This window comes from Pseudomonas peli, assembly GCF_900099645.1.
Lineage (GTDB): Bacteria > Pseudomonadota > Gammaproteobacteria > Pseudomonadales > Pseudomonadaceae > Aquipseudomonas > Aquipseudomonas peli.
On record NZ_FMTL01000001.1, the window covers coordinates 465,209 to 481,415 of the forward strand.

The window sequence follows — 16,207 nt, forward strand, 5'->3', positions numbered from 1 at the left end:
AAAACAGCATGAGCACAACCCTATTCAGCCTGGCTTTCGGCGTTGGCACCCAGAACCGTCAGGGCACCTGGCTGGAAGTCTTCTACGCCCAGCCACTGCTCAACCCGAGCAGCGAACTGGTCACCAAAGTGCTGGAAAAAATCGCTTACCAAGGCGGCAACCAGGCTCTCAGCCTGACCAATAGCCAGGCAGGCGACCTGGCCGAAGCGCTGAAAAACTTCGACAGCCAGCAGTCCGCCCTGCTCACCCGCCTGGCCGAAAGCCAGAAGCCTCTGGTGGTCACTCTGCTCGCCGAAGACGCCGCACTCACCAGCACGCCTGAGGCCTACCTCAAGCTGCACCTGCTGTCGCACCGCCTGGTTAAGCCGCACGGCCTGAACCTCACCGGAATCTTCCCGCTGCTGCCAAACGTGGCCTGGACCAGCCAGGGTGCGGTCGACCTCGGTGAACTGGCTGAGCGTCAACTGGAAGCACGCCTGAAGGGCGATCTGCTGGAAGTCTTCTCGGTGGACAAGTTCCCGAAAATGACCGACTACGTTGTGCCGGCTGGCGTGCGTATCGCTGACAGCGCGCGCATTCGCCTAGGCGCCTATGTGGGCGAAGGCACCACCGTGATGCACGAAGGCTTCGTTAACTTCAACGCCGGTACCGCTGGCCCAGGCATGATCGAAGGTCGCGTATCGGCGGGCGTATTCGTCGGCAAGGGTTCGGACCTGGGCGGCGGCTGCTCGACCATGGGCACCCTGTCCGGTGGCGGCAATATCGTCATTTCCGTCGGCGAAGGCTGCCTGATCGGCGCTAATGCCGGCATCGGCATTCCGTTGGGCGACCGCAACACTGTGGAATCCGGCCTGTACATCACCGCCGGCACCAAGGTGGCACTGCTGGATGCTGACAACAAGCTGGTCAAGGTGCTCAAGGCCCGTGATCTGGCGGGCCAACCGGACCTGCTGTTCCGCCGCAACTCGCAAACCGGCACCGTGGAGTGCAAAACCCACAAGTCGGCTATCGAGCTGAACGAAGCCCTGCACGCGCACAACTAAACGCTACGCAGTTGCCACAGGCCGGGCCCATGCCCGGCCTATCTATTTATACTCAACAGACAGTTCTTGCGGTGCCCAAGCCCATGTCACTGATCTCCCCATGGCGTGCTGACTTCCCTGGCATTCTGGCCCTTGCGGCCGAAGGCCAGACCTATCTGGACAGCGCTGCCACTGCGCAAAAACCCCAGGCCATGCTCGATGCCCTGCTCGGCTATTACGCCGGTGGAGCAGCCAATGTGCATCGCGCCCAGCACCTGCCGGGCGAGCGCGCCACCCGCGCCTTCGAAGCCACGCGGGAGAAGGTTGCACGCTGGCTAAATGCTCCCAGCGCGCAGCAGATCATCTTCACCCGCAGCGCCACCGAAGCCTTCAATCTGCTGGCCTACGGCCTGGAGCAGCGCCTGCAGCCCGGTGACGAGATCGTCATCAGCGCCCTGGAACATCACGCCAACCTGCTGCCCTGGCAGCAACTGGCACTGCGCCGCCAGCTCAAGCTGGTGGTGCTGTCGCTGGATCAGCATGGGTTGATCGACCTAGCCCAAGCAGCGCAGCTGATCGGCCCACGCACGCGCCTGTTGGCGGTCAGCCAGCTGTCCAACGTGCTCGGCTGCTGGCAGCCACTTGAGCCGCTGCTGGCCTTGGCACAGGCGCAAGGCGCACTGACTGTGGTCGATGGCACACAAGGCGTGGTGCACGGTCGCCAAGACGTGCAAGCCCTGGGCTGCGACTTCTATATCTGCTCTAGCCACAAACTCTATGGTCCGGACGGCGTGGGCCTGCTTTATGGCCGCACGCACGCCCTTGAGCAGCTGGCGCACTGGCAGCTTGGTGGCGAGATGCTGTTGCACACCGACTACAGCAGCGCCAGCTTTCGCCCAGCACCATTGGGTTTTGAGGCTGGCACACCGCCGATTGCCTCGGTGATCGCCCTCGGCGCCAGCCTGGATTATCTGAACAGCCTCAATGCCAGCGCCGTAAGCGCCCACGAAGCAGCCCTGCATAGCCAGCTGATCACTGGGCTGCAGCAGCGCCAGGGCCTGCGCCTGCTCGGTACACCGACTGTCGCGCTGGTCAGCTTTGTAGTCGATGCCGTGCACCATGCCGACTTGGCTCACCTGTTGACCGAACAAGGCATCGCCGTGCGCGCCGGCCATCACTGCGCCATGCCGCTGTTACAGGGCCTCGGTCTGAGCGGGGCGATTCGTGTGTCGTTGGGTTTGTATAACGATGGCAGCGATTTACAGCGTTTTTTCAGCGCGCTGGATCAAGCCTTGGAGCTGTTGCAATGAGCCTTCCTGCCACTGCGCAGACTGCACTGCAAGCCTTTAGCGCATGCCCCGGCTGGGAACAGCGCGCCCGCCTGCTGATGCAATGGGGCGACCAGCTCGTCCCGCTGAGTGATGCCGAACGCATTGAAGCCAACCGGGTGCAGGGCTGTGAAAGTCAGGTGTGGCTGCTGGCCGAGCGCGACGGCGCGCACTGGCAGTTTCGCACCAGCAGCGATGCACGGCTGTTGCGTGGTTTGCTGGCACTGCTGCTGGCCAGAGTCAACGGCCTGCCGGCATCCGAACTGGCGCAACTGGATCTGCCGGACTGGTTTGCCCAGCTTGGCCTGGCCCGCCACCTGTCGCCCTCACGCAGCAACGGCCTCCAGGCTGTGCTGACACGGATGCAGCACTTGCTCGATGCCAACGATCAGGGCGCGGCGCGCCACTGATCGGCATTGCCGGAATACAGGGCCTGTTGCAAACGCTCCAACTCACCGTTCTGCGCCAAACGGCGCAAACCGGCATTGAATACCTTACGCAGCTGATCAGCCTTGGTATCGCCTTTGCGAAACAGCAGGTGCAGCGGCTCGGTATTCAATACTCGCGAATGATGGGTGATTACCGCACGCGCTTCGGGGGCAAACATCCGCCGCAGCATGGCGTAACCCACCGCCCGATCCTGCGGATGAAAATCTACGCGGCCTAGTTCTAGCAGACGAAAGCCGGTGTCTTCCTTACCGCTTTGCTGCACCGTTAACGCCCCACTCTGCACCGCCGCATCAAACTGCGGGCCATAGGAGTAACCATGGGTGGTGGCGATGCTGAACGACTTGAGGTCTTCAATACGCGCCCAGTTCAGCTGCTGGTCGGTGCGCTGGAACAGCACAATTTCGCCCTGCACCACCGGATCACTGCATTCACTGATGCGCCGCCGCGGGGCTGAACAGGAATACGGCATCACCGCATCCAGATTGCCCTGTTCGAGCATCAGCAGGTTGCGGTCCCAGGGGTAGTAGACGAACTCAACCTGATACCCCGCCGCCTTGAAGATATCGCGCACCAACCGTGACAAGGCGCCGCCATCTTTGCGCTGCTGATCAACATAGGGCACCCAGTCACCGGTACCAACTCGCACAACCGGGTGGGCATGGACACTCAGGCAAGCAGAGAACGCAGCAAACAGCAGCGCATATCGCGGGACATGACGTAATACATGACGCAGCAGGGACAACACAGCACACCTCAAAAGAGAACTACCAGCACATCCCTGCTGAACATAGACCGCAACCGGTCATTCTTTAAATATTAGCCAACATCATCATGTGCGGGCCGCCGCTCTGCCGGCCGCCGAGTACCAGCAACCAATTTATCGACGATGCGCGCCGCGGCGACCATGCCAAAAGTCGCGGTCACCATCATCACTGCGCCAAAACCGCCGGCGCAGTCGAGCTTGACCCCCTCCCCCACAAAACCCTTGTATTGACACACCGTACCGTCGGGTTTGGGATAGCGCAGCTGCTCGCTGGAATACACGCAGGGCACGCTGTAATTGCGCCCAGGCGTGCGTGAGAAGCCGTAATCGCGGCGCAGGGTGGAGCGCACCTTGGACGCAAGCGGATCATTCCAGGTTTTGTTCAGGTCGCCGACCTGGATCTGCGTCGGGTCGATCTGCCCGCCCGCGCCACCGGTGGTAATCACCTGGATCTTGCGCCGTTTGCACCAGGAAATCAGCGCAGCCTTGGCATTGACACTGTCGATGCAGTCGATCACTGCATCCAGGTGCTCAGTGATGTACTCGGCCATGGTCTCACGGGTCACGAAATCCGCCACCGCATGTACCACACAGGCCGGATTGATCGCGCGGATACGCGCCGCCATCACCTCGACCTTGGGCTGACCAACCGTGCTGTCGAGCGCATGCAGCTGACGGTTGCTGTTGCTGACGCAGACATCATCCAGATCAAACAAGGAAATCTCGCCCACTCCGGAGCGCGCCAATGCCTCTGCTGCCCAAGAGCCCACGCCGCCAATCCCGACCACCGCCACATGCGCAGCCGCGAGCCGCTCGGCTCCCTGGCGACCATATAGACGGGCGATCCCGGCAAAGCGTTGTTCATCCACAGGCATTCTTCACTCTCACAAGCCACAAGCGGCGCGCATTATAGGTAGCTGACGAGCCGCACCCAAGCCCTGTCTTGGTCTAGCCCTGTCTATCCGATGAACAGCCATAGCACATTGCCACTATCGGAACCTTCACGACCGACAATCGTCCCATCAATATGCCCGTCTGCCGGCTATACAGCCCAATGTCAGCGGCGTAGCATGCGGCACCCGACGCTCGTCGCTTTTTATTGCCCCTTCGCTGGACCTGCACACTATGCCTTCGCGTAAGTTTGGACTGAACCTGGTCATGTTCCTGGCAATTGCCGCCGTGTTTACCGGTATCTGGGCGCTGTATAACCGCCCGGTGACCGCACCGGATTGGCCAGAACAGATTTCCGGATTTTCTTTCTCGCCTTTCCGCGCCGGGCAAAACCCGCAGCAGGACACCTACCCCAGCGATGAGCAGATGCGCGCTGACCTGGAGCTGCTGAGCACGCACACCGACAACATCCGTACCTACTCGGTAGACGGCCCACTGGGCAACATCCCCCTGCTCGCCGAAGAATTCGGCCTGCGCGTGACCCTGGGTATCTGGATCAGCCCGGATCTGGAGCGAAACGAGCGAGAAATCGCCAAAGCCATCGAAATCGCCAATAACTCACGCAGCGTAGTGCGCGTGGTGGTCGGTAACGAAGCGCTGTTCCGCAGCGAAGTGACGCCGGAAAACCTGATTGCCTACATCGACCGCGTACGCGCGGCAGTCAAGGTGCCGGTGACCACCTCGGAGCAGTGGCACATCTGGCAGGACCATCCAGAGCTGGCTCAGCACGTCGACCTGATCGCCGCCCACGTTCTGCCTTACTGGGAATTCGTGCCGATGGAGGACTCCACCGACTTCGTGCTGGAGCGCGCCAAAGACCTGAAAAAACTCTTCCCGAAAAAGCCGCTGCTGCTTTCCGAAGTTGGCTGGCCGAGCAACGGCCGCATGCGCGGCGGCGCCGATGCCTCTCAAGCGGACCAGGCGATATACCTGCGCACGCTGGTCAATGCGCTCAATGCCAAAGGCTACAACTACTTCGTTATTGAAGCCTTCGACCAGCCGTGGAAAGCCAGCGATGAGGGCTCGGTGGGTGCGTATTGGGGCGTTTACAACCTCGAACGTCAGGCCAAATTCGCTTTCGAAGGCCCCGTGGTGGCGATCCCACAATGGCGCTTGCTAGCTATCGGCTCGGTGGTACTGGCCCTGCTCAGCCTGGCGCTGATGCTGATCGACGGCAGTGCCCTGCGTCAGCGCGGGCGCACCTTCCTGACCATTGTCGCGTTCGCCGGCGGCTCCGCCCTGGTATGGATCGGTTACGACTACAGCCAACAGTACAGCACCTGGTTCAGCACCTTGGTTGGCCTGCTGTTGGGCATTGGCGCCTTCGGCGTGTTTATCGTCCTGCTGACAGAAGCCCACGAACTGGCTGAAACCGCCTGGACCCGCGCGCGGCGCCGGCCGTTCCAGCCGGTCTTGGCCGACAGCGCCTACCGCCCCAAGGTATCGGTGCACGTACCCTGCTACAACGAGCCGCCGGAGATGGTCAAACAGACCCTCGACGCCCTGGCTGCGCTGGATTATCCGGATTACGAAGTCATCATCATCGACAACAACACCAAGGACCCGGCCGTGTGGGAGCCGGTTGAGGCGTATTGCAAAGTCCTGGGCCCACGCTTCCGCTTCTTCCACGTAGCACCAATTGCCGGTTTCAAAGGCGGTGCGCTGAACTACATCCTGCCGCACACCTGTCCGGACGCCGAAGTGGTGGCGGTGATCGACGCTGATTACTGCGTCGACAAGAACTGGCTCAAGTACATGGTGCCGCACTTTAGCGACCCTAAGATTGCCGTGGTGCAATCACCGCAGGATTACCGTGACGGCAACGAGAACGTCTTCAAGAAGCTCTGCTATGCCGAATACAAAGGCTTCTTCCATATCGGCATGGTGACGCGTAATGACCGCGACGCGATCATCCAGCACGGCACCATGACCATGATCCGTCGTACCGTGATGGACGAACTGAAGTGGGCAGACTGGACCATCTGCGAAGACGCCGAACTGGGCCTGCGCGTATTCGAGAAAGGCTACAGCGCCGCCTACGCCCACGAAAGCTTCGGCAAGGGGCTGATGCCGGACACCTTTATCGACTACAAGAAGCAGCGCTTCCGATGGGCTTACGGCGCCATTCAGATCATGAAGGGCCATGCACGCAGCCTGTTCCTCGGCAAGGACTCCGAACTCAAGAGCGGACAGCGCTACCACTTCGTCGCCGGTTGGCTGCCGTGGATCGCCGATGGCCTGAATATCTTCTTCACCGTCGGTGCGCTGCTCTGGTCGGCAGCGATGATCATCGTGCCGCAGCGGGTTGACCCGCCGCTGATGATCTTCGCCATCCCGCCGTTGGCGCTGTTCTTCTTCAAGCTGGGCAAGATCCTGTTCCTCTACCGCAAGGCCATGGGAGTTGACTTGGTGCGCTCCTTCCAGGCTGCGCTGGCAGGCCTGGCGTTGTCGCACACGATCGCCAAGGCGGTGCTCTACGGCACCTTCACCAAGACTATTCCGTTCTTCCGCACCCCGAAGATGGCCAGCAACCACGGCATCCTGGTGGCCTTGGCCGAGGCCCGTGAAGAAGTGTTTATCATGCTGCTGCTGTGGGGTTCAGCCATCGGTATCAGCATCGTCCAGGGCTTGCCCAGCGCCGATGTGAAGTTCTGGGTAGCCATGCTGCTGGTGCAGTCGCTGCCCTACCTGGCCGCGCTGATCATGGCTTTGCTGTCGTCACTGCCGGCGCCTCAGGCAAGCGTGCAGGAAACCGCCGCGGCCAGCTGATCACAGGTGTGCCTGAATGCTAGACGGCGGCCAATGGCCGCCGTTTTGCTTTAAGATGGCGGCCTTTCCGCTTGATGCCGCCTTGGAGCCGCAATGACCGCCAACGCCACGCCCCTCTCCCCGACGCTGGAGCTTGCCTGTGAGCTGATTCGTCGTCCTTCCGTCACGCCGCTTGATGAAGGCTGCCAGGAGCAGATGACGCGCCGCCTTGCCGCCTGCGGTTTCACCATCGAGCCGATGCGTATCGAAGATGTGGACAACTTCTGGGCCAGCCACGGCAGCCAAGAGGGTCCCGTACTGTGCTTTGCCGGACACACCGATGTGGTGCCCACCGGCCCGGTGCAGAAGTGGCAGCACCAGCCATTCGATGCACTGATTGATGAAGACGGCATGCTATGTGGCCGTGGCGCGGCGGACATGAAAGGCAGCCTGGCGTCGATGATCATCGCCGTTGAACGCTTTGTTGCGGAATACCCGGACCATAAAGGCCGTATCGCTTTTCTGATCACCAGTGATGAAGAAGGCCCGGCGCACCATGGCACCAAGGCGGTGGTTGAACGCCTGCGCGAACGTAACGAGCGTCTGGACTGGTGCATCGTCGGCGAACCCTCGAGCACTACCCTGGTCGGTGACGTAGTGAAAAACGGCCGCCGCGGCTCGCTCGGCTGCACCCTCACCGTACGCGGCAAGCAAGGTCACGTGGCCTATCCGCACCTGGCGCGCAACCCGATTCATCTGGCCGCGCCGGCCCTGGCCGAACTGGCCGCCGAGCATTGGGACGACGGCAACGCGTTCTTCCCGCCGACCAGCTTCCAGATTTCCAACCTCAACGCAGGCACCGGCGCGACCAACGTGATTCCAGGTGAGTTGAAGGCCATCTTCAACTTTCGTTTCTCGACTGAATCGACGGTTGAAGGCCTGCAGCAGCGCACTCAGGCCATCCTCGACAAACACGGCTTGGATTTTGAGCTGGACTGGGCACTCTCCGGCCTGCCTTTTCTCACCGAACCAGGTGCCTTGCTCGACGCCGTAGCGGCCAGCATCAAGGCCATCACCGGCCGCGATACCAAACCGTCTACTAGCGGCGGTACCTCGGACGGGCGCTTTATTGCCACCCTTGGCACCCAAGTGGTCGAACTCGGCCCGGTCAACGCGACCATCCACCAAGTCGACGAACGCGTGCTGGCCAGTGATCTGGATGTGCTGACCGAGATTTACTATCAAACCCTGGTCAATCTGCTCGCATGAAAATCCATGAACAAGCCTGCTACGCACCCCGATAGCTGCGTTGGGCGGTACTCGCTCCCCGCCTATCTATTTGATATGTCTCGTCGCTGCGCTCCGTCCGCCTTGCTCTCAGGGCGCTCGCGACGGCCTGTTAATGGATTTTTCGCATGCTGACCTGCCCGATCTGCCAGGCGCCGTTGCAGACGCTCGACAATGGTGTGACCTGCCCGGCCAACCACCGCTTCGACCGTGCACGCCAGGGTTACCTGAACCTGCTGCCTGTGCAGCACAAGAACAGCCGCGACCCCGGCGATAACGCCGCCATGGTCGAGGCCCGACGGCGCTTTCTCGACGGTGGGCATTACGCCCCCCTAGCGCAGCGCCTGGCCAAACTGGCCGCCGGTTATAAACCGGAACGCTGGCTGGATATTGGCTGTGGCGAGGGTTACTACACCACACAGATCGCCGACGCCCTGCCGCAGGCCGATGGCTATGCCCTGGACATCTCCCGCGAGGCGGTCAAGCGCGCCTGCAAACGTTCGCCCCAGCTGACCTGGCTGGTGGCGAGCATGGCCCGTGTGCCGTTGGCGGACGCCAGCTGCCAATTACTCGCCAGCGTCTTCAGCCCGCTCGACTGGCAGGAAGCCAAGCGCCTGCTGGCACCCGGCGGTGGCCTGCTGCGCATGGGCCCAACCCGCGAACACCTGATGGAATTGCGGCAGAAGCTGTACGACGAAGTGCGTGACTACGATGATCAGAAACATCTGGAGCTGATCCCTGATGGCATGCGCCTGGCCCACAGCGAAACCCTGACCTTTAATCTGCACCTGAACAGCAGCGAGGCCCGCGCCGACCTGCTGGCCATGACCCCACACGGCTGGCGCGCCAGCGCCGAGCGCCGTGCGGCGGTAATCGCCGAACCTTGCGACGTGACTGTCGCCATCCGCTACGACTGGATCGAGAGACTATGACCATGCGCCAACCGGATATCGAGATTTACCTGAAAGACGCCGACCACACCGCCATCGGCGAGTGGCTGAACAGCGCACTGGGCAGCTGCACGCCTTGGCAGCAGAAAGGCCAGACCTATAAATGCACGGCCGGCGACGTACCCGTCACCTGGCTGCCCAAAGCGGTTGGCAAATGGAACAGCCTGTACCTGGAAAGTGATGCCACGCCCTGGGCTGACGACCTGGCCTGCGCTCAAGCGGCCTTCGCGACACTGAATGTTGAAGTCCGCTGCGCGCCGGGCGGCTGGCAGGAAGAAGAAAGCGACGAGCAAGCCGACCGCTGGATGCGCATCAGCGCTGATGGCGTAGAGGAAATCACCTGGCGCACAGCTTGACCGACCACTGAAACTAAAGCTCACCGCTGTTCGGTCGGTTTAGTCGCAGACACAAAAAACCCCGCCTAGGCGGGGTTTTGTTTAGCGCGGTTTTACTTCTTGCCCATCTTCTTCAGTTCTTCATCACGCAGTTCGCGGCGCAGGATCTTGCCAACGTTGGTGGTCGGCAGGATGTCGCGGAACTCCACGGCTTTCGGCACTTTGTAACCAGTGACGTTGGCGCGCATGTGCTCCATCACCTGCTCTTTGGTCAGGGTTTCACCCGGCTTGACCACCACAAAGATCTTGATCGCTTCGCCCGACTTCTCATCCGGCACACCGATGGCTGCGCACTGCAGCACACCTGGCAGAGTGGCGAGCACGTCTTCCAGCTCGTTCGGGTAGACGTTAAAGCCGGACACCAGAATCATGTCCTTCTTGCGGTCGACGATACGCATGTAACCGTCTTCCTGAATCACCGCGATATCGCCAGTCTTCAACCAGCCTTCGGCGTCGAGGATTTCGTCGGTGGCTTCCTGGCGCTGCCAGTAGCCCTTCATCACCTGCGGGCCTTTGACGCACAGCTCACCAATCGAACCCAATGGCTGCTCGACGCCTTCGTCGTCGATCACCTTGCACACGGTCGACGGTACTGGAATACCGATGGTGCCGATTTGGATATTGCTGAACGGGTTGACCGAGGCCACCGGGCTGGTTTCGGTCATGCCGAAGCCTTCGCAGATCGAGCAACCGGTCACCTGCTTCCAACGCTCGGCAGTCGCCAGTTGCAGCGCCATACCGCCGGAGAACGTGGCTTTCAGGGTAGAGAAGTCCAGCTTGCGGAAGTCCTCGTTGTTGCACAGGGCAACGAACAGGGTGTTGAGACCGACAAAACCGGTGAATTTGTACTTGGCCAGGTCCTTGGTCATCGCCGGCAGATCACGCGGGTTGGTGATCAGCACGTTGTGCCCACCAATCAGCATCATCGCCATGCAATGGAAGGTGAAGGCATAGATGTGGTACAGCGGCAATGGCGCGATCAGCACTTCGCTGCCTTCGCTCATTTCCGAGCCCATCAGTGCCTTGACCTGCAGCATGTTGGCGATCAGGTTGCGGTGGGTGAGCATCGCGCCCTTGGCCACGCCGGTGGTGCCGCCGGTGTATTGCAGCACGGCAATTTCACCATTGGCCGGAGCTGCTTCTTTCACGCTCTGACCACGGCCTTTGGCCATGGCAGCGGTGAATTTGACGGCTTGCGGCAGGTTGTAGGCCGGGACCATCTTCTTCACGTGCTTGACCACGCTGTTGACCAGCAGGCGCTTGAGCGGCGATAGCATGTCGCCGACTTCAGTGATGATGACCGTCTTGATCCCGGTTTTCGGCAGAACCTGTTCTGCCAGGTGGGCCATGTTGGCCAAGCTGACCAGGGCCTTGGCGCCGGAATCGTTGAATTGGTGTTCCATTTCCCGCGCGGTATAAAGCGGGTTGGTGTTGACCACCACCAGACCGGCGCGCAAGGCACCGAAGACAACAACCGGATACTGCAGCACGTTGGGCAGTTGCACGGCGATTCGGTCGCCAGGCTGCAAGTCGGTGTTCTGCTGCAAGTAAGCGGCAAAAGTGCCGGACAACTCGTACAGCTCACCATAGGTAATGGTTTTACCCATATTGCTGAAAGCTGGCTTGTCGGCGAAGCGTTGGCAGGACTCTTTCAGTACCGCCTGGATGTTCGGGTACTGGTCAGGATTGATTTCGGCAGCAATCCCAACGGGATACTTATCCTTCCAAAAGTTTTCGGTCATGGAAGCCCACTCCTCAGCAACAGCTTGATCTTCACCGCGCGTAGACGGTTGTTTATTGTAGATTTGCGTGTTTTCTGCGATTTGAACGGCAAAAAAATTGCCGGGAGCAATTTTTGACGTCACACAGCAACAGCCTGGAAAGCAGGGTCGCCATGGATGGTGGATCACAAAAAAGCCGCCCGAGAGTAGCAGCTTTGCCAAACAGCGACTAGCACCAATAAGCGCCGCAGCAGTCACAAAAATGACCAGCACGGCAATTTAAGTCATTTTTATTGATGGCGCTGAAAGCAGCGAGTTACAGGGGTTGCGCGGGGATTGGCGGAGGTTTCATACAGCCGCAGCTAAACCTGCGACTGTATTGACGCGACCGTGTATGCGTCAGGCGATATCGCGCAGCTCGCGACGGAGAATCTTGCCTACCGGGGTCATCGGCAGCGAATCACGGAAGACGATCTGCTTGGGCACCTTGTAGCCGGTGAAGTTTTCCTTGCAGTAGGCCTTAAGCTCATCAGCACTAAGGCTGCTGTCGCGGGCCACCACGAACAGCTTGACCGCTTCCCCGGACTTCTCATCCGGCACGCCGATGGCCGCGCAACTGGCGACTTTCGGGTGAGCCATGACCACATCTTCGATCTCGTTGGGGTACACGTTGAAACCCGAGACGATGATCATGTCCTTCTTGCGGTCGACAATGCGCACAAAGCCATCTGGGTCGATAACCGCCACATCACCGCTTTTGAACCAGCCCTCGGCGTCCAGCACCTCGGCAGTGGCTTCTTCACGGTTCCAGTAGCCCTTCATCACCTGCGGGCCCTTGATGCACAGCTCGCCGCGCTCGCCCAGGCCTTGCTCAACGCCGTCATCATCAATGACCTTGAACGCCGTACCCGGCACCGGAATGCCCACCGTGCCCAGACGCGCTTTATCGCCATAAGGGTTGGTACTGGCCACTGGCGAGGTTTCGGTGAGGCCATAGCCTTCAACCACGGTACAGCCGGTCATCGCCTGCCAGCGCTCTGCGGTGGCCTTGACCAAGGCGGTGCCACCGGAGTTGGTGACCTTGAGCTTGGAGAAATCCAGTTTCTGGAACTCGGGGTTATCCATCAGCGCGACGAACAGCGTGTTGAGGCCCAGCAAGGCAGAAAACTGCCACTTGCCCAGCTCCTTGACGAAGCCTGGGATGTCACGCGGGTTGGTGATCAGCACGTTGTGGTTGCCGTTGACCATCATGCACATGCAGTTCGCGGTGAAGGCATAGATATGATAGAGCGGCAGCGGCGCGATCATGATTTCCTGGCCCTGCTTCATCAGCGGGGTGCCATCGTTGCCCAGCTGCGACAGGCAGGCATCGACTTGCAGCATATTGGCCACCAGGTTGCCGTGGGTGAGCATCGCGCCCTTGGCCACACCGGTGGTGCCGCCGGTGTATTGCAGCACGGCGATATCTTCCTGACCGACCTTGACCGGCTTCAGTGCATGCCCTTGGCCCTGCTTGAGCGCATCCTTGAAGCCCACCGCCTGCGGCAGGTGGTAGTCAGGAACCATCTTCTTGACCTTCTTTACCACGGTGTTGACCAGCCAGCCTTTCAGGCTAGGCAGCATGTCACCCATCTTGGCTTCAATCAGGTAATCGATCTCGGTATCCGGCAGCACGTCCTGCACCAGCTTGCCGAACATGTTCAGGTACACCAGCGCACGCACGCCGGCATCCTTGAACTGGTGGCGCATCTCGCGGGCGGTGTACAGCGGGTTGGTGTTGACCACAATCAGCCCGGCGCGCATGGCGCCGAACACGGCAATCGGGTACTGCAGCACGTTGGGCATCTGCACGGCGATGCGCTCACCCGGTTGCAGGTCAGTGTGCTTTTGCAGGTAGGCGGCAAAGGCCGCCGAGAGCCGATCAAGCTCGGCATAAGTCAGGGTCACGCCCAGGTTGCTGAAGGCGGGCCGGTCGGCGAACTTCTTGCACGAGCGCTCGAACACCTCGATAACCGACTTGTAAGCCCCCAGGTCGATGTCATTGGGTACGCCGGCCGGGCGTTTGTCACTCCAGAAATCAGGCTGCATTATTTTTATCCTCTTGCCCTGAGATGGTCTAATCCGCGCTGCGGAGTTGGCTGGAAGTTAACAGCTAACGCCAAACAGGCAAATAGCCGAGCAGCGTCATTGACGCACTGAATCTTGCCGCTCCCTATGGAACTATCCTGCCGCGCCACCTATAACCAATCTGCACCCTGCGCTGACGGCTCCCCATGCCTATCGTTCTATTCGTTGCTACGTTGCTGTTTTTCTTCGCGCAATCGGCGCAGGCCCAGCCACAACTGCGCATGGCCACCCTGGAATACCCGCCCTACAGCTCTGAACACCTGCCGGATGGCGGCAGCATCGTCGCCCTGACCCGCCGCGCCTTTGCCGTACGCGGCTATCCGCTGCAGATCGACTTTCTACCCTGGGCGCGAGCGCGTGTTGAGCTGGGCAACGGCAACTACCAAGGCGCGCTGGCGCGGTGGCCCAAGGAGGTTAACGAGGAAGGGCTGCAGCCCTCGCGCCCGCTGTTTTACAGCGAACTGGGGCTGTTTATCCGCAACGGTTATCCGCTGCAGTTCAGCCAGCTGCAGGAATTACGCGAGCGCACCCTGGGCATCGTGCGCGGCTACGGTTACCCACAGCATATTCTCGATGCTGGGCTGACCCTCGAAGACGCCGTGGACGACATAAGCAACCTGCGCAAGCTCAATGCCCGGCGTTTCGACATGGTGTTGCTGGAACGTATCGTCGGTAACTATTTGATCGCCAACGATGAACAACTGCGCGGCAAGCTCAGCTGGCAGGGCAATGTGCTGGAGCGCGTCCCGCTGCTGGTCGGCTTTGTTCCCGCCAAGCCCGGCGAACCGGATTGGAGCGCAGTGTTTGAGCAGGGCCTGCGCGATCTACACAGCAGCGGCGAATATATGCAGATATTGCGCAGCCATAATCCTTAAACCCGCACGGACTTTGCGCCGCGCCGCGCGGGGTGCACAATGCGCAGCTTCTGCAGGCTTAAGGGATTCGCCATGCTCCACCAAGCGTTCTGGCTCAATAGCACCGATGCAGCGCCCCTCTTTATCAACCGCTGGTACGCCGAACAGCCGCCGAAAGCGTTGCTGATGGTCGCTCACGGCATGGCCGAACACAGCGGGCGCTATGCACGCCTGGCCGAAGCACTGGTGGCGCAAGGCTTCGAGGTGTATGCGCATGACCAGCGCGGGCACGGCAAAACTGCCGAACATGGTCTGCTCGGCCACTATGCCGACAACAAGGGCTGGGAGCTGGTGGTCAATGACCTGGCCCACCTTAACCATCATATGCGCCAAACCCACCCGCAAACGCCGATATTCCTGCTCGGCCACAGCATGGGCAGCTACATCAGTCAGGCCTACCTGATGCACCACAGCTGCAGCCTGCAGGGCGCAATTCTTTCCGGCTCCAACTACCAACCCGTGGCCCTGTACCGCGCCGGCCAGTTGCTGGCACGCTTCGAGCGCTGGCGGCAAGGGGCACAGGGGCGCAGTGCGCTGCTGGAGTTCGTTTCGTTCGGCTCATTTAACAAAGCCTTCAAGCCCAACCGCACCGCCTTCGACTGGTTGAGCCGCGACCCGCTGGAAGTCGACAAATACATCAGTGACCCACTGTGCGGCTTCCGCTGCAGCAATCAGCTGTGGGTCGACCTGCTCGGCGGCCTGCAACAGATCACCCCGCTGGAAAATCTTGCGCAGATCGACAACAGCCTGCCGCTGCTGGTGATCGGCGGGGCCTGTGACCCGGTCAGCGACGGCCACCGTCAGCAAGACCTGGGTAATGCACTGAGCGCCGCCGGCAACCAGCACGTACAGGTCAAACTCTATCCCGATGCGCGTCATGAGCTGCTCAACGAGAGCAACCGCGACGACGTCACCGCCTACATCATCGACTGGTTGCAGCAGGCTCTCAGCCAACCGCGCCAGTGCCACCAACAGAGCCAAGAGAGTCACCCATGACCCAGAGCAGCAACACGCCCTACGACGCCCTCGAAGTCGGCCAGACCGCCAGCTACAGCAAGACCGTCAGCGAACGCGACATCCAGCTGTTTGCCGAAGTATCCGGCGATCACAACCCGGTGCACCTCGACGCTGAATATGCCGCCACCACCATGTTCAAGGAGCGTATCGCCCATGGCATGTTCAGCGGTGCATTGATCAGCGCCGCCGTAGCCTGCGAACTTCCTGGCCCTGGCACCATCTACATCGGCCAGAGCATGCGCTTCACCGCACCAGTGAAGCTCGGTGACACCCTCACCGTGCGTCTTGAAATCCTTGAGAAACTGCCAAAATTCCGCGTGCGTGTAGCCACTCGCGTGTTCAACCAGAACGATGAGCTGGTGGTCGATGGCGAAGCGGAAATCCTCGCCCCGCGCAAAGCGCAAACCGTTGAACTGACTCAGCTACCGCCGATCACCATCGGCTAAAAATTGCTCACGATCGACTGCCCGTTGCTCGGCGGCAAGATCATCAACAGCTTCTAAGCTTGTTAGACCACGTCAACGCCGCTGCCTG

Annotated in this window: 14 protein-coding genes; 10 read left to right on the forward strand and 4 right to left on the reverse strand. The window is 60.6% G+C overall.

All coding sequences use genetic code 11. The features are described from left to right. Nucleotides 1-8: 8 nt before the first annotated feature. The 3 genes from dapD (at nucleotide 9) to BLO50_RS02335 (ending at nucleotide 2,760) form a co-directional block, all read left to right on the forward strand. Entirely contained in the window at nucleotides 9-1,043 is a 1,035-nt protein-coding gene (gene dapD / locus BLO50_RS02325; protein ID WP_090248404.1) for a 2,3,4,5-tetrahydropyridine-2,6-dicarboxylate N-succinyltransferase, read from the forward strand. A gap of 83 nt (nucleotides 1,044-1,126) precedes the next feature. Then, complete coding sequence (locus BLO50_RS02330) at nucleotides 1,127-2,332, forward strand: aminotransferase class V-fold PLP-dependent enzyme (RefSeq protein ID WP_090248405.1); 1,206 nt, start codon at nucleotides 1,127-1,129, stop codon at nucleotides 2,330-2,332. Beyond that, nucleotides 2,329-2,760 carry a SufE family protein gene (locus BLO50_RS02335; protein ID WP_090248407.1) on the forward strand — a complete coding sequence of 144 codons (432 nt, stop codon included), beginning with the start codon at nucleotides 2,329-2,331 and terminating at the stop codon, nucleotides 2,758-2,760. The genes BLO50_RS02330 and BLO50_RS02335 overlap by 4 nt, the downstream gene beginning before the upstream one ends. On the opposite strand, the gene BLO50_RS02340 is transcribed toward BLO50_RS02335, so the two are convergent. Both BLO50_RS02340 and tcdA read right to left on the reverse strand, forming a co-directional pair. Beyond that, nucleotides 2,739-3,542 carry a substrate-binding periplasmic protein gene (locus BLO50_RS02340; RefSeq protein ID WP_244152824.1) on the reverse strand — a complete coding sequence of 268 codons (804 nt, stop codon included), beginning with the start codon at nucleotides 3,540-3,542 and terminating at the stop codon, nucleotides 2,739-2,741. The two genes, BLO50_RS02335 and BLO50_RS02340, sit on opposite strands and share 22 nt — an antisense overlap. A 74-nt stretch (nucleotides 3,543-3,616) precedes the next feature. After that, nucleotides 3,617-4,438 (reverse strand): tRNA cyclic N6-threonylcarbamoyladenosine(37) synthase TcdA, encoded by an 822-nt coding sequence (tcdA, locus tag BLO50_RS02345; RefSeq protein WP_090248409.1) that lies wholly within the window; start codon nucleotides 4,436-4,438, stop codon nucleotides 3,617-3,619. Between the two features lie 250 nt (nucleotides 4,439-4,688). Between tcdA and BLO50_RS02350 the strand changes: the two genes are divergently transcribed. From BLO50_RS02350 to BLO50_RS02365, 4 genes are all read left to right on the forward strand, one after another. After that, a complete protein-coding gene (locus tag BLO50_RS02350; RefSeq protein ID WP_090248410.1) occupies nucleotides 4,689-7,283 on the forward strand; it encodes a glycosyltransferase in 2,595 nt (864 codons plus the stop codon). Between the two features lie 93 nt (nucleotides 7,284-7,376). Then, nucleotides 7,377-8,531 carry a succinyl-diaminopimelate desuccinylase gene (dapE, locus tag BLO50_RS02355; protein WP_090248412.1) on the forward strand — a complete coding sequence of 385 codons (1,155 nt, stop codon included), beginning with the start codon at nucleotides 7,377-7,379 and terminating at the stop codon, nucleotides 8,529-8,531. Between the two features lie 146 nt (nucleotides 8,532-8,677). Next, nucleotides 8,678-9,481, forward strand: a complete 804-nt coding sequence (locus BLO50_RS02360) for a putative RNA methyltransferase (RefSeq protein ID WP_090248413.1) — start codon at nucleotides 8,678-8,680, stop codon at nucleotides 9,479-9,481. Nucleotides 9,482-9,483: 2 nt separating this feature from the next. Then, nucleotides 9,484-9,855, forward strand: a complete 372-nt coding sequence (locus tag BLO50_RS02365; RefSeq protein WP_090251136.1) for a hypothetical protein — start codon at nucleotides 9,484-9,486, stop codon at nucleotides 9,853-9,855. A gap of 92 nt (nucleotides 9,856-9,947) precedes the next feature. On the opposite strand, the gene fadD1 is transcribed toward BLO50_RS02365, so the two are convergent. After that, entirely contained in the window at nucleotides 9,948-11,636 is a 1,689-nt protein-coding gene (gene fadD1 / locus BLO50_RS02370) for a long-chain-fatty-acid--CoA ligase FadD1 (protein WP_090248415.1), read from the reverse strand. Nucleotides 11,637-12,014: 378 nt separating this feature from the next. Further along, complete coding sequence (gene fadD2 / locus BLO50_RS02375; RefSeq protein WP_090248416.1) at nucleotides 12,015-13,703, reverse strand: long-chain-fatty-acid--CoA ligase FadD2; 1,689 nt, start codon at nucleotides 13,701-13,703, stop codon at nucleotides 12,015-12,017. A gap of 185 nt (nucleotides 13,704-13,888) precedes the next feature. Here fadD2 and BLO50_RS02380 point away from each other — a divergent pair, with 185 nt between their 5' ends. From BLO50_RS02380 to BLO50_RS02390, 3 genes are all read left to right on the forward strand, one after another. Then, entirely contained in the window at nucleotides 13,889-14,617 is a 729-nt protein-coding gene (locus BLO50_RS02380; protein ID WP_090248418.1) for a substrate-binding periplasmic protein, read from the forward strand. A 72-nt stretch (nucleotides 14,618-14,689) separates the two neighbouring features. After that, a complete protein-coding gene (locus tag BLO50_RS02385) occupies nucleotides 14,690-15,652 on the forward strand; it encodes an alpha/beta hydrolase (RefSeq protein ID WP_090248419.1) in 963 nt (320 codons plus the stop codon). Further along, on the forward strand, nucleotides 15,649-16,119 hold the full coding sequence (locus tag BLO50_RS02390; protein ID WP_090248421.1) for a MaoC family dehydratase: 471 nt from the start codon (nucleotides 15,649-15,651) through the stop codon (nucleotides 16,117-16,119). Before BLO50_RS02385 ends, BLO50_RS02390 begins: the two co-directional genes overlap by 4 nt. Nucleotides 16,120-16,207 lie beyond the last annotated feature (88 nt).

Bases quoted from the DNA above. Each gene is read 5' to 3' on its own strand.
- dapD (WP_090248404.1), top strand. From the start codon at position 9: ATGAGCACAACCCTATTCAGCCTGGCTTTCGGCGTTGGCACCCAGAAC.
- BLO50_RS02330 (WP_090248405.1), top strand. From the start codon at position 1,127: ATGTCACTGATCTCCCCATGGCGTGCTGACTTCCCTGGCATTCTGGCC.
- BLO50_RS02335 (WP_090248407.1), top strand. From the start codon at position 2,329: ATGAGCCTTCCTGCCACTGCGCAGACTGCACTGCAAGCCTTTAGCGCA.
- tcdA (WP_090248409.1), bottom strand. From the start codon at position 4,438: ATGCCTGTGGATGAACAACGCTTTGCCGGGATCGCCCGTCTATATGGT.
- BLO50_RS02350 (WP_090248410.1), top strand. From the start codon at position 4,689: ATGCCTTCGCGTAAGTTTGGACTGAACCTGGTCATGTTCCTGGCAATT.
- dapE (WP_090248412.1), top strand. From the start codon at position 7,377: ATGACCGCCAACGCCACGCCCCTCTCCCCGACGCTGGAGCTTGCCTGT.
- BLO50_RS02360 (WP_090248413.1), top strand. From the start codon at position 8,678: ATGCTGACCTGCCCGATCTGCCAGGCGCCGTTGCAGACGCTCGACAAT.
- BLO50_RS02365 (WP_090251136.1), top strand. From the start codon at position 9,484: ATGCGCCAACCGGATATCGAGATTTACCTGAAAGACGCCGACCACACC.
- fadD1 (WP_090248415.1), bottom strand. From the start codon at position 11,636: ATGACCGAAAACTTTTGGAAGGATAAGTATCCCGTTGGGATTGCTGCC.
- fadD2 (WP_090248416.1), bottom strand. From the start codon at position 13,703: ATGCAGCCTGATTTCTGGAGTGACAAACGCCCGGCCGGCGTACCCAAT.
- BLO50_RS02380 (WP_090248418.1), top strand. From the start codon at position 13,889: ATGCCTATCGTTCTATTCGTTGCTACGTTGCTGTTTTTCTTCGCGCAA.
- BLO50_RS02385 (WP_090248419.1), top strand. From the start codon at position 14,690: ATGCTCCACCAAGCGTTCTGGCTCAATAGCACCGATGCAGCGCCCCTC.
- BLO50_RS02390 (WP_090248421.1), top strand. From the start codon at position 15,649: ATGACCCAGAGCAGCAACACGCCCTACGACGCCCTCGAAGTCGGCCAG.